Below are 12430 nucleotides of genomic sequence, written 5' to 3'. Positions count from 1 at the left end.
GGGTTTAGGCGGTCGCCGGGCTTTTCGCATCAGACTGCGCGGGCTCCCGCTCGCCCGACGGGATCGCCGCAGGCACCGGGTCGAACGCGGCGGGATCAGCGAGATACTCGCGAAAGATCCGGGCCATCGTCGCCGCCTGGTAGCCGTCGACGAACCGGTGGTCGAGATTGATCGTCAGAGGCAACACCGGACGGACGACGGGTTGACCGTCTCGCGCCAGCACCTTGTCGGTCACGGCACCGATCAGGATTGTGATGGGCACGTGGCAGAAGTTCGGCACCGGGGCGGCGGCTGAATCGAGGCCGTAGGTCCCGACGTTGCTGACGAGGATGGATCCGTACGGGCGGGCTTCGAGGCCGGTGAACGGAAGCGGCAGTTGCAGGCTCTCGGTGACGAATCCGACGCCGGCCATCAGGGGGCGCAGCAGCAGCGGCGGCAGCCCTTTGACCATCGCCTTCATCTTCTTGAACTGCGGGTCGTTGTCGTGACGGATCCGGCCGGCCCGATCGGCCAGCTCCTTGGCGATCGCCCACGGCGGCTTCTCGTTGATGCGGCGCACAACGGTGCCGGATAGATCGGTCCTGGCTGCCTCCACCCCGGCCACCGGATCGGTGCGAAGCGATACGACGAAGAAGCAGTCGATGGTGGGGGACGGCAGGAAGCTCCCGAATACCACGCGGCCGTTGAGGCCGGGCAGGGCTTCGACGACCTTGCCCGCAGCCCGGCCGACGAGGTCTACGGGGGTGATGTGCTGGCCGGTCGCCAGGCGAACCTGGTCGATGTAATCGAGCAGCTGACCGGCTTCGACGTCGATCGTGGCCGAAATAGTCGGGTCTGTCCGCGGCCGCCAGGTCGCCATGGCGATCTTTCGCCAGACGGAGAACGGGATGGCTGGCGTGGTCTCGGTCATCGTTTGAGAATCGGTGACCACAGCCACAGGCGGCCAGAGGACAAGGTCCCTGCCCGGCGGGTCTTTCGGACGAAAGCTCCTCGTCAGGCGGCTCAGCCGGCCGCCTGCAGGGTGATATCGGACAGCTCCGTGCGGCTCTCGCCGTTGGTGGTGCCGAGCCGGGAGATCCACACCAGCACATTCGAGGTCTTGGTCTTGCTCGTCACCGTGATGCGGTTGCGTCCCGGTTCCAGCGACGTGGTCGGAGCCAGTTCCGTGGTGTCGGACAGCTTGGCGGGCTTCTCGGTGGGGGACGAGCGGAGCTGGATCTGGGTTCCGGTGCTGGGCACATCGAGCGTCACGACGCTCAACGCCGTCGGTTCGGACAGGTGCAGCATCAGACCCATGCCCTGGATGAATTTCGGGAAGGGCACGGCGTCGGTATAGGTCACGGTGGACCAACCGGTGTTGGGGTTGCCGTCGATCGCCAGCTTGGCGTCCTGCGGATTGTCAGGGGTGCCGTCGGGGGAGAACACCGTGGCGCTCACCGGCTTGACGATGGGCCCCGGGCGTGTCTCGCGGCCGAATCCGTGCGTGAAGTACAGCACCGCACCGGCGCTCAGCGCGATGACGGCGACGGCGGCGAGAGCGGCCAGTATCCATGCCCTCTTGCGCCGTGGTGGCTTGTCCATCGGCGCTGTCGGCGATGTGGTCGATCTGGTCGATGTGGCGGCGGGGGCCTCGGGCCGGGGCCGCTTCGGGCGTGCGCCGGCCGACAGATTGACGATCTTGTCGGCGTCGAGAGTCTCGCCGTCCCACATGCCGGTGACCTCGACTTCGTCGCCGTCGGAGAGCTGACCGGCGACCAGATCGGTCTGGATTTCGACCGGCAGCACAGGCGGCAGGTCCTCGAGCGGTTCGTGCGGCACCACCTGCAGTGACAGCGTCCCGACCTGATCTGGTGCACCGTCCGAGCGGACTCCGCGGGCGATACCGGTAACGATCAGACGTTCGAGTCGCTGGGTGGTGGGACGCTCGGCCAGGCCGGCATTTCCGGCCTTACCAGCCTCGGCGAGGGCCCGGGCGAAGTCCGCGCACGTCGGGTAGCGCTTGTTCGGGTCCTTGGCCAGCGCTCTCGCCAGAACGGCGTCGAGGCGAGCGAGCTCGGGCCGCCGCTGCGAGATGCGCGGTGGCGGCGAATTCAGGTGATGGCTGAGCACCACGGCGCGGTTGGAGTCCTGGAACGGCGGAGCGCCGGTCAGCAGAAAGAAGGTCGTCGCGGCCAGCGCATACTGGTCCGCCCGACCATCCAGCGGCTTGCCCAGCAGTTGCTCGGGAGCCACGTAACTGATGGTTCCCACCGCGACGTTCGCCTCGGTCAGGTTGCTGACATCGTCGATCTTGCGGGCGATGCCGAAGTCGGTCAGCAACACCCGGCGCCGCTGCCCATCGGCCGCGGCCACCAGGATGTTCTCCGGCTTGACGTCGCGGTGGAGCAGACGGCGGTCATGACCGAAATCAAGCGCCTCTGCGACCGCGCTCACAATGTCGGCCACGTCGCGCTCGGGCATGCCATCCGGGTAGCGGTCGCGTACCAGCTCGCCCGCATCCATACCGTCGACGTATTCCATCGAGATCCAGAGCCGGCCGTTGAACTCACCGCGGTCCAGCACAGTGACGATGTGTGGATGCCACAGCGTGGCCGCCAGTTCCGCCTCGCGTTTGAACCTGGCCTGGAATTCCTGGTCGGAGGTGGCCGCCAGGGACAGGACCTTCAGCGCATCGTGACGAGGCAGACGTGGGTGCTGCGCGAGGTAGACCTCGCCCATCCCACCAGTGCCGAGCAGCCGCTCGATCACGTAGCCAGCGAAGACCTCGCCGTTTTTGAACGGCATGCCCGAAAGCCTACAAACCGGCACGGCGAGGGGGCGAATTTCACCCACCGCAACCGCACCCGGCCGACGGCGATCACTCAGCGGGTGGCTTGTCCTCGGGCTGCTTGTGCAACGACTCGTTTGCGCTGCTCACGACGCTCCGGATGAACTCGTACTGGGTTTTGACCAGTTTGTCCGCCATGTCCAAAGCGGCGTCCACGATGGTGTTGCGTCGTGACGGGTGATCCTCACCGTGCCCGGGCAACGAATCCTCGACCGTGCCGACGAACTTGCGCACCGCATCGATCGCCGCCCGTTGTCCGGATTCGACCGACTTGAGGACTTCGTCAGAAAGGCCGGCCGCTCGTTCGGTCAGGTCAGCCGCCCGTTCCGCGACGGTCTTCTTCTCGGTGTCTGTTTCTGCCATGATGGCGCTCCTCCCGGTATATGCACGCATCATGCGCCCCCGGCGTGGGCCCGCTGTAGGGCCGATGGTCCCTGGTCGGCGGGCCGATCTGCCGCAAAGGAATGCTCGGCCGATGAAATGCCAAGGCGCGGTGTTGCTGGGCGCGGGCCGGACATGGGAGATCCGTGAGATCGAGCTGGATCCACCGCGGGCCGGCGAGGCGCTGGTGAAACTGGCGGTCGCCGGGATATGCCACTCCGACGGGGGGCTCATCGACTTTCAGTGACGATGCAGGACGACGAATCAGGATGCTTCCACGGGCTTGGGGCGTCGCTTGTCTTCGTACATGGCGGCGTCGGCCCGGCTCAGCAGATGGTGCAGTTCTTCGGGCTCCGCCGCCAGCGCCACCCCGATGGAAGCGCCGATGGTCAGCCGGAGATCTGGGTTTATGGCGATCGGCTCGAGCAGCGACTGACGGATGCGCTCCGCCACCAGAGATGCCCCGGCGGCATCCGCCCCGGGCAGCAGCACGAAGAACTCGTCGCCCCCCAGTCTGACCGCGGGCGGGCTGTCCGCGCCGGCCCGGATCACGACGTCTGCCCCGGTGCGGGTGACCTCGGCGATGCGCTTGGCGACCTCGCGCAGGACACAGTCCCCGGCCTCGTGCCCGTATTTGTCATTGACCGCTTTGAAGCGGTCGAGGTCGATGAAGATGGCGGCCACTGGGGCGGCGGACGATGCTCCCGCCAGCATGGCGGCCATCACACTGCTCAGATGGTGACGATTCGGTAGCCCGGTCAGCGGGTCGTGCATGCCGAGGTGGGCGAGCTGGGCCTGGGCGCGGCTGAGTTGCGCGGATTCGACGTCGTATGCCAGCAGGCGCGCCGCCCGCAGGTCGGCCTCTGTCCAGGGCACGCTGGAGCCGCTGGTCTGCTCGAGCCAGGTGTCGAACGACTTGCGTGGATTGAGCGACCCCGTGGAATGCGTGCGCGGATCGCCCAGCCAGCGGAGTTGTTGCAGTCGGTCTCGCCGGAACCAGATCACGAAGTCGTCGGGTGCGCTGAGTGCGACGAACAAGCAGCCGGCCGCCCCGAGAGCGTCCGCGGTCTGTTGCTGCAAGCGGTCAGCGGCCCATGGCGAGCCGGGCGATCTAGAGGCGCGGATTTCGCTCGCGAGTCGTCGGACGGCATCCTCTGATGGCGCTGCGCCGATCGATTGGTAGTGCCCGTCTGCACAGACTGCCGCGCTCTCCGCCCCGCAGAGATCCAGCAGGTCCTCGGAAGCGGAAGCGAGGCCTTCGCCGATGGCAGGGGCCGTCTGCATGGCGGCCCGCAGGCGGTTGCGCACAGCTTCACGACGGGCCGCATCATTGAGCCTGGAGATCTGTTCGGCCGCGGTGACCTGGAGCTTCCCCTGCAGGACCAGCAATTCACACGCTCGGCGCTCGGAGCGGGAAAGCCAACGGGGGTGTTCCGACGTGCACGACACGAGGCGGGTCAGCCGGCCGCCCTCCGCCATCGAAAACGACACGCTCGCAGCGGTATTCATGTTGCGCATGAATTGCAGATGAAACGGCGACACGCTGCGCAGCGCAGCGTGACTCAGGTCCAGAGCGGTTCCGGCCATCCGCGGGGACGCGATGACCGCGACGTCGCCCTCGTCGACATCGGGGATGAAGCGCGACGCTTTGCGCGTGTAGATGTGGCGGGCCTGGGGCGGAATGTCGCTGGCGGGGAAGTGATGCCCGAGGTATCGAACCAGGCCGGGCAGACGGTCTTCGGCGACGATCTCGCCGTGCTCGTCTTCGTGGAACCGGTAGACCATTGCGCGGTCGAATCCGGTCATCGCCCGGACGGCGCTCGCAACGGCGGCTTCGATGTCGGGAACGCTCATCGCTTCACCGATCCCCTGTGAGGCATAGAGGACCGGAACAAGATTGGCTGGATCCTCGCCGTGCGCCCGCTCGATCTCGACGACGATCTGGCCGGCCACCCGGTGCAGAATCACATCGACCTTGAAGCCGACGGCAGCGGCCAGGCGTACCCCGTAGAGGTCGGGGGAGGAGGGCCGGTAGCCGGTTTGCTCGATCGCCTCCTCGAGCCGCTGGTGTTCGTCCGCAGGGAAGACGCTCAGCAACGGCGAGTCGAAAAGTTGGTCCGGCGCCACCCCGATCAACTCAGCGGTGTTGGCGCTCGCATAGGTGATTCGGCTGTCCTGCAGGTCGGCGGCGATCAGCGCCCCGTGGGACTGGATGCGGCCCGACAGGTGCAACTGCTCGCTCGCGCAATCGGCCAGGGACTGCGCGAGCGGATGGTCTCCGGCAGTCATCCCGGTCCTCGTGGTGAACCGGCCCCGCGCCCGCGTTCACGTGCAAGATCCACCCTCGAAGGATAAGGGTTCGTCGACCGGTGTTCACCCAAAGCTTCAGGGATTGCGTCGCGACGAACTGCCGCGGCACGGCGCGCTTCGTGACGAGGGCACACTGCCGGTCCCGCGATCGGCATTCAGTCGAATGCAGGCAACTGTGCGGATTATCGAGACCATCGATCAAAAGCTCTGTGGTGCAGCGTAAAAGAACTTTGCCCACAGATGCCGTGCGTCAGTTGCCGGCTTCGATGTCGGCGACCCTCGCCGCGCCTGCGGCTCCGCACAATGGCTGCAGGTCCACGCCGCCGGCTTCCAGGAGAGTGTCGACGCGGTGCTTGAGTTCGCCCGACGCAAGGTAGGCGTACAGGTTCTTTCCGGGGCACGAGGTCTGGGCGAGATCCCGGTGGCCGGCCAGCGTGTTCGTCGAGATGCCGTATCTGGCTGCTGCCCAGGCGAATACGCGTGCAGCTCCCTGAACCTGCGCATCCGGCACCGTTTCCTTGTCGAAGTCGCCTTCGCAGATGACGAGGAAGTGGCCGATCGTGTTGTAGTCGGTGGCCGTGTCGCCCGCAATGTCGGGTCGGCGCAGCTCGTAGATGTTGCCGTTGGCGTCGACACCGAAGTGGTAGGCGATGTCGATCCAGCCGAGCGTGTCCTGGTGGTAACGCTGGTCCGCGCGGAAGCGGGCCGGAGCATTGCTGTTGGCGCCCAGCACCACCGCGGCGTGGTGCAGCGTCATGCGGCCGATGGTCTGGGGTGTGCCGCCGGGCTTGGCGGGACGGGCGCCCCACGCGTCGCGGCAAAGCGCCGACGCCGGGGCGGCCCGCTGTGCCGAAGCGGTTGACGAGGGAGTCGCGGGGACGGCGGACGTGGTGGACTGCACCGGGGCAGGATCCGCAGCGGTCCGCCCGGCGCATGCCCCGATGGTGGCCGTCAGGCCCAGGCCGCCGGCGAGCGACAACAGCCGGCGGCGGCTGACGGAGTCCGCGTCACTGTCCATGGGCTAAACAATAGATTCGGGCGAATTGACTTGTGGGTCCGCCGCGGCGTCATAAGCTTCGGTAATTCGGCGATCGTTACTGGCTGGGCATCGTGGGGGTTGCCCGGAGGGGTGGGTTGAGCTCGATGTCATCCATTCTTGTGTTGCCCGAGGTGATGGCCGCCGCGGCCACGAATGTGGTGTCGATCGGTTCGGTGGTCGCGACAGCAAACCGGGACGTGGCCATTGCCACGACAGCGGTCCTGTCCGCCGCCGAGGACGAGGTGTCGTCTGCGATCGCGTCGTTGTTCTCCGACCACGGTCAGAGCTATCAGCTGCTCAGCGCCGAGGTGGCGGTGTTCCATGACCAGTTCGTGCAGGCGCTGAACGGCGCAAGCGGGGCGTACGCCGCGGCCGAGGCGTCCAACGCCGCGCTGCTGAACACCTTCGAGGCCGTTGCCCAGGAAATCCAGCAAGCACCGGCGGCGTTGGCCGGCGGGTTCAACCGGCTGGCCAACGAGATTGTCACCGGGATCTTCGGAGCGCCGGCCGCTCCGCCATTCGCGGCCGATCAGACCGGAACCTTCACCGGCTCGCCCTCACTCATCACGCGGCTCGAAGAAGCGCTGCTCTACCCGGTCAAACCACTGCTGAGTCTGTCCGGGCTCGAGCCTCAGCTGTCGATGACGGGTTCGCCGATCCTGTCGCTGATCGCCAGCGATGTCCCGCCGCTGTCCTGGTTCATCGGCAACTCTCCGCCGCCGTTCCTGAACCTGCTGCTCGGCGAGACGGTCTCCTACACCACCTCCAACGGGATGAGCGTCGTCCAGATCACGCCGGCTCATCCGACCGGCGAATACGTCGTCGCCATCCACGGGGGCGCCTTCATCCTGCCGCCGTCATTCCTGCACTGGATCCACTACTCGGTGATGTCGTATCAAACCGGAGCGACCGTCCAGGTGCCGATCTATCCGCTGCTGCAGCAGGGCGGTACCGCCGGCCTCGTGGTGCCTGCCATGGCCAACCTCATTTCCGAGCAGGTGGCCCTGCACGGGCCCACCAACGTCAGCGTCATCGGCGACTCCGCGGGTGGCAACCTGGCGCTGGCGGCCACCCAGTACATCGCGGGCAACGGGCTCAACCAGGCGGGATCGATGGTGCTGCTGTCGCCGTGGCTGGACGTGTCGATGACCAATCCGAACATCGCGTTCGTCCAGGACCCGCTGTTGCCGATCGGCCCTGCGCAGCAGATCGGCAGGGCGTGGGCGGGCAACCTGTCGGTCACCAACCCCTTGGTGAGCCCGCTCTACGGCGCCATGACCGGCCTCCCGCAGACCTACGTCTACTCAGGCAATCTCGACATACTTTCCCCCGATGTCCTGCGCCTGCAGGATGCGGCCAGGGCGGTTGCCGCGCCGTTCAACTTCGTGCTGGCGAACGGCCAGATTCACGACTGGATCATCCTCACCCTGGACGGCCCGCAGTACTGGTCGCAGATCAACCAGGAACTGGGCATCGCCGCCTAGTCCTGTTCGGTTCCCAACAGCCGCAACGGGTGCAGGCCGTCCACGGCGCCGACGAACGGCGGGTGGATGCTGTAGCCGATCATCCGCCGGATGTCGTCGGACACCGTTCGCGCGATGTCACGCGTTACCGACAGGGTGAACGCCTCCATCGGTCGCAGCCACGGCTGGCAGTACTGGGCGGTGACGGCCAGCCGGTCGCCCGTGGTCGTGTTCGCGCCGCCGCCATGCCACAGCGTGCCGACGAAGAAGACACACGATCCGGCGGGCATCACGACCGGAATCGCAGGATCTTCCGGGCCAGGACGGTGTTTACCCCAGCGGTGGCTACCCGGTATCACCACGGTGGCGCCGTTATCGGCGGTGAAGTCGTCGATCGCCCAGATCGTCGCCGCCGCCAAGGGCTCCCGCGGACGCGGAATGGGGTAGAACCCGTCGTCGTGGTGGGCCAGCTGTGCGGACTCGCCGGGCTGGATGTTGATGGCCTGCAATGCCGACAGCAGGTAGTTGGGCATCAGCAGGCGATCCAGCACCGCCAGCACCCGCGGATTGTCGACGAGCCGGTCACACACCCGGGTGCGGCTCAGCACGCTGTAGACGCGCTGGGTGCGCCGGCCCTCGAAGGAGTTGCGCCCGGTATGCGCCAGCCAGGGGCGCACCGCATCCCGGATCTCCCGGCACTGCTCGGCGCTGAGCAGGTTCTCCCAGACGACGTAGCCGTCGCGGGCCAGGGCCGCCATGTCGGCTTCCACGACCGCGCCCTCGACAGAGCTGCCACCGCTGGGCGTCCATTTGTGCCGCTGCGCCAGATCACCCCGCAGGTCTTCGAGCGTCGTCACGGACTCTTCGTCGATGTTCATGCGGTCCTTCGGGTAGTACTCCTGACCACATTAAGCTGAAACTGCTCAGCCCTTGACCGTGAACACGGGGAATCACGTGAAGCGAAACGCCATCGCAGTCGCAACGGTTCTGCTGGCGCTCGTCCCGGGCTGCACGCACGACTCGGCGGCACAGATTGCGGTGAGCAGCGGCCCGCCGAACCAGGCCCCTGCTCGCGTTCACGCGGCGCCACGCCAGCTGCCCGAGATGGCGGACGCACCTGCCTTCGGCGCCGTCTCTTCATTGATCAACGACGCGATCGCGGCCGACAAGCTGCCCGGCGCCGTGGTCGAGATCGGGCACGGGGGCGCGGTCGCGTTCCACCGGGCCTACGGGTTGCGCAAGCACGCCGGTGAGCCCGGGCTGGACGGGGTGCCGGCCCCCGCGGAGCAGATGACCGAGGACACCATCTTCGATCTGGCGTCACTGACGAAGAACCTGGTCACCTCCACCGCCGTCATGCAGCTCGTCGAGCAGGGCACGGTGCAGGTCGACGATCCCGCACAGCAGCATCTGCCGGACTTCAACCCCGCGAACGATCCGCGGCGCGCCAGGGTGACGGTCCGGATGCTGCTCACGCACACCTCCGGCGAACCGGGCGACGTCGATCTCAGAGATCCCTGGGGACTCAACGGGCCCGACAAGGCCGAGGGCATCCACCGGGCGCTCAGCACGCCGCTGCAGTCCGGGCCCGGCGAGGGTTTCCGCTACTCCGACATCAACTTCATCCTGCTGGGGGCGCTGGTGGAGAAAGTCTCCGGCGAAGCTCTGGATGTGTATGCGCGGCAACATATTTTCGATCCGCTCGGCATGGAAGAGAGCGGCTTCCTCCCGCCCGTCAAAGCCTGTGGTCCGCACACGACATACGGATCCGCGGTCGCGTGGGCACCCGGGGCCGGCCAGCTGCCGACCACCTGTCCGGAAGGAACCTGGAACACCGGCCTGCTGGCGCGTATCGCACCGACGGCACGCGACGAAGAGGGCAGAGCCGACCCCCGCAGTAACCCCGATCTGGATCACCTGCTGCGCGGCACCGTGCATGACACGACGGCGCGCCGGATGGGCGGGGTGGCCGGCCATGCCGGCGTTTTCTCCACGGCCCACGACGTCAGCGTCTTCGCGCAAGCGCTCCTCGACCGGCTCGCCGGCCGTCCCAGCGAATTCCCCTTGCAACAAGCGACTTTGGTGATGATGACCACGCCCCAGCAGCCCGGACACTCGCCCCAACAGGTCGATGCGGCCAACCAGGCCGCCCGGAAAGCCCTTGCGCAACGGCCGAACCGGCCTCAGCCGCTGCTCGCTGCGCGTTACCCGGCGATTGCGGGGCAGAACCTGCGCGGCTTCGGCTGGGACATCGACACCGGCCAGTCGGCACCACGGGGTGCGGTCTTTCCGGTCGGCAGTTTCGGGCACACCGGCTTCACCGGGACCTCGCTGTGGATAGACCCCGGCTCCGACACGTACATCGTGCTGCTCTCCAACTCGATCCACACCCGGGGCAGTCCGCCGATGTCGACCTTGCGGGGTGAGGTCGCGACGGCGGCGGCGCGGGCACTCGGCCTCTGAATTCAGGGACGTTCGAAGTGCTGGTAGTCAACCGGAGTGGTCCAGTCGCCGCCCCATCGCCAGCCGCGATCCGTAAAGGTCCGCACCGCCGCGTCGCCGGTGTGCAGGATCCCGGGATCGGGGCGACTGCGGTCCAAATACGGTGCCGCGTTGTGCGGCTCGAACGTTCCGTTGGCATAGCGGCAGGGGTTGCGACGTGGGTTGAGATCGATCGCCCGGCCGTAAGCGTGTTGAGCCCATCGGTCGGTGCCCGGGATGGTGCGGCAGTTGAACGCCGAGGTGTTGTCGTCCTCCATCGACAGCTCGTCGTCAGCTCCCGGGTAGTGGTCGACCGTCTGCATCCGCTCGATGGGATAGCCCAGCCGGTAGAGCAGCGTGAAGATTTCGGTGACATCCGCGACAAGGTCTTCGTGCACGACCAGTTCGCCCTGGTGAGTTTGGCCGTCAAAGCCTTTGTAGCCGAGGCGGATTCGCCGCAACTGCGTGGGTTCCACGGGGCAGCCCGGATGCCAGCTCGCTCCGAGCTCGGTGGCAGTGACCGGCTCGACCGCCGCGGTGGTCGGTCCCGCAGCGGCCGACGAGGACGGGGGCGAAGTGGTCGGGGCGGCCGCGTGGGGTGGGGCGGCACGGGAACACTGCGCCAGGACGGGAAGCAGCGCGAGAAGGGTGACCGCTACCAGCCGGGAGCTCAACGCGGTTCGATCAGTAACGTCGGAACCCCGCAGGTGCCGTCCTTCACGCTGAGCACCCGCGTACCGGGTTTGCGTCCGGGGCGAACCTCCGAGACCTCGAGACCGGCTGCGGCGAGCCGCGCGCGGGCCGCGTCGGCGTTCGGGACGCGCCAAGACAGGCCCCAGAGCTGGTCGGTGTGCGCCGGCAACGGCGCGTCACCGAGCGGCTGAGCGATCTCGACGGTGACGCCGCCGACGCGGAAGAAGACCAGCCGCATGCCCCAGTCCGGAAAACTGCGGTCCAGCGCCAGGCGCAGGCCGAGCCCGTCGCCGTAGAACGCGATCGCGGCATCCGCGTCGGCGGTCTGCACCACCGCATGGTCGATTCCGGTGACCACGGCATCTGCGGATCCCGCCGGCACGGCCTCGGGAAGGCGATTCGGGGATTCGTGCTCGATCGCGATGACCAGCACGCCGCGGGTGCTCGCCTGCGGGAGCAGCATGCTGCGCCAGTGCCGGATCATCCCGGTGTCGGTGTCGCGACCTTCACCCGGCGAGACAGGTGGTGGCGCAAGGCCGTTGGCGACCAGCCGGGCGCGGGCGGCATCGAGGTCGGAAGTGGCGAACGCGAGGCCGATCGGTCCGTCGCCGCGCCGGTCCAAGTGCGCCGCGACCGTGCGGCCCAGCGGCCCCTCGCCGTGGGGGCTGATCAGCTCGAGATAGGTGTTGTCGAGTTTGAACAACGCGTTGGCCGTGCCCCAGCCCGGATGATCGCCGCGCCACGACGGGCTCCGGGACAGCAACGTGGCGTAGCGGCGCGTGGCGTCGCTGAGGTCGCGCACGGCGACGATGACGTGGTCTAGCGCGTCGAACACTGCCGACTCATCCCTGGGCGGTCAGCAGCAGAGCGCCGGCGATGACCACTTCCACGACGAAGTAGAACCAATTGGGATAGAACGGGGTCTTGCCCTCGACGACGGCCGACACGATACGGCCGAACGCCATACCGGCCAACGCCAACCCGACGGTGACCACGATTCCCGTCCGCATCGGGCCTGCACTGGTAGCGGCAAACGCCAGCACGCCTGCGATTGCCAGGCCGAAGCCGCCGTAGACGGCCCGTACCTCCGAGCGGGACTCGCGCTGCGGCAACGTGATGCCGAACACCTCGATCATCTTCGCCGGGGCGGCCAGCGCGTAGCTGCCCATGCCGAGAAAGAACACCGCAGCTGCCGCGATCACTGCTGCTGTCACTGGTGCCTCCTGACACTCCGGC

Annotated in this window: 11 protein-coding genes and 1 pseudogene; 3 read left to right on the top strand and 9 right to left on the bottom strand. The window is 67.4% G+C overall.

Going from position 1 to position 12430, the window contains the following annotated elements; translation table 11 throughout:
• Positions 1–4: 4 nt before the first annotated feature.
• From QXK92_RS11585 to QXK92_RS11575, 3 genes are all read right to left on the bottom strand, one after another.
• Entirely contained in the window at positions 5–910 is a 906-nt protein-coding gene (locus QXK92_RS11585) for a 2-oxo acid dehydrogenase subunit E2 (protein ID WP_306241763.1), read from the bottom strand.
• A gap of 92 nt (positions 911–1002) precedes the next feature.
• On the bottom strand, positions 1003–2784 hold the full coding sequence (locus QXK92_RS11580) for a serine/threonine-protein kinase (protein WP_306241762.1): 1782 nt from the start codon (positions 2782–2784) through the stop codon (positions 1003–1005).
• A gap of 73 nt (positions 2785–2857) precedes the next feature.
• Positions 2858–3190 carry a hypothetical protein gene (locus QXK92_RS11575; protein WP_306241761.1) on the bottom strand — a complete coding sequence of 111 codons (333 nt, stop codon included), beginning with the start codon at positions 3188–3190 and terminating at the stop codon, positions 2858–2860.
• A gap of 112 nt (positions 3191–3302) precedes the next feature.
• On the opposite strand from QXK92_RS11575, the pseudogene QXK92_RS11570 reads away from it, so the two are divergent.
• Positions 3303–3431 (top strand): annotated as a pseudogene (locus tag QXK92_RS11570) (alcohol dehydrogenase); the annotation flags it as partial.
• Between the two features lie 41 nt (positions 3432–3472).
• Here the strand turns inward: QXK92_RS11570 and QXK92_RS11565 are convergent.
• Both QXK92_RS11565 and QXK92_RS11560 read right to left on the bottom strand, forming a co-directional pair.
• Positions 3473–5497, bottom strand: coding sequence for a sensor domain-containing diguanylate cyclase (locus QXK92_RS11565; protein WP_306241760.1), 2025 nt, complete (start codon positions 5495–5497; stop codon positions 3473–3475).
• 271 nt (positions 5498–5768) lie between these two features.
• Positions 5769–6536 carry an N-acetylmuramoyl-L-alanine amidase gene (locus QXK92_RS11560; RefSeq protein WP_306241759.1) on the bottom strand — a complete coding sequence of 256 codons (768 nt, stop codon included), beginning with the start codon at positions 6534–6536 and terminating at the stop codon, positions 5769–5771.
• A gap of 125 nt (positions 6537–6661) precedes the next feature.
• On the opposite strand from QXK92_RS11560, the gene QXK92_RS11555 reads away from it, so the two are divergent.
• Complete coding sequence (locus QXK92_RS11555; RefSeq protein WP_306241758.1) at positions 6662–8041, top strand: PE domain-containing protein; 1380 nt, start codon at positions 6662–6664, stop codon at positions 8039–8041.
• On the opposite strand, the gene QXK92_RS11550 is transcribed toward QXK92_RS11555, so the two are convergent.
• Complete coding sequence (locus QXK92_RS11550) at positions 8038–8898, bottom strand: phytanoyl-CoA dioxygenase family protein (protein WP_306241757.1); 861 nt, start codon at positions 8896–8898, stop codon at positions 8038–8040. The genes QXK92_RS11555 and QXK92_RS11550 overlap by 4 nt on opposite strands.
• A gap of 226 nt (positions 8899–9124) precedes the next feature.
• On the opposite strand from QXK92_RS11550, the gene QXK92_RS11545 reads away from it, so the two are divergent.
• A complete protein-coding gene (locus tag QXK92_RS11545; protein WP_306244342.1) occupies positions 9125–10483 on the top strand; it encodes a serine hydrolase in 1359 nt (452 codons plus the stop codon).
• A 2-nt stretch (positions 10484–10485) separates the two neighbouring features.
• Here the strand turns inward: QXK92_RS11545 and QXK92_RS11540 are convergent, their stop codons facing one another.
• Genes QXK92_RS11540 through QXK92_RS11530 form a run of 3 tightly spaced genes read right to left on the bottom strand, consistent with a single transcriptional unit; the run spans position 10486 to position 12408 of the window.
• On the bottom strand, positions 10486–11175 hold the full coding sequence (locus tag QXK92_RS11540) for a M15 family metallopeptidase (protein WP_371934507.1): 690 nt from the start codon (positions 11173–11175) through the stop codon (positions 10486–10488).
• On the bottom strand, positions 11172–12029 hold the full coding sequence (locus QXK92_RS11535) for a VOC family protein (protein ID WP_306241756.1): 858 nt from the start codon (positions 12027–12029) through the stop codon (positions 11172–11174). Before QXK92_RS11535 ends, QXK92_RS11540 begins: the two co-directional genes overlap by 4 nt.
• 7 nt (positions 12030–12036) lie before the next feature.
• Entirely contained in the window at positions 12037–12408 is a 372-nt protein-coding gene (locus QXK92_RS11530) for a DUF4345 domain-containing protein (protein ID WP_306241755.1), read from the bottom strand.
• Between the last annotated feature and the right edge of the window lie 22 nt (positions 12409–12430).

It is taken from the genome of Mycobacterium sp. TY815 (assembly GCF_030755135.1).
Classification (GTDB): Bacteria; Actinomycetota; Actinomycetes; order Mycobacteriales; family Mycobacteriaceae; genus Mycobacterium.
The sequence above is the reverse complement of the archived record's forward strand: the minus strand, read 5'-3'. Positions and strand labels throughout refer to the sequence as shown.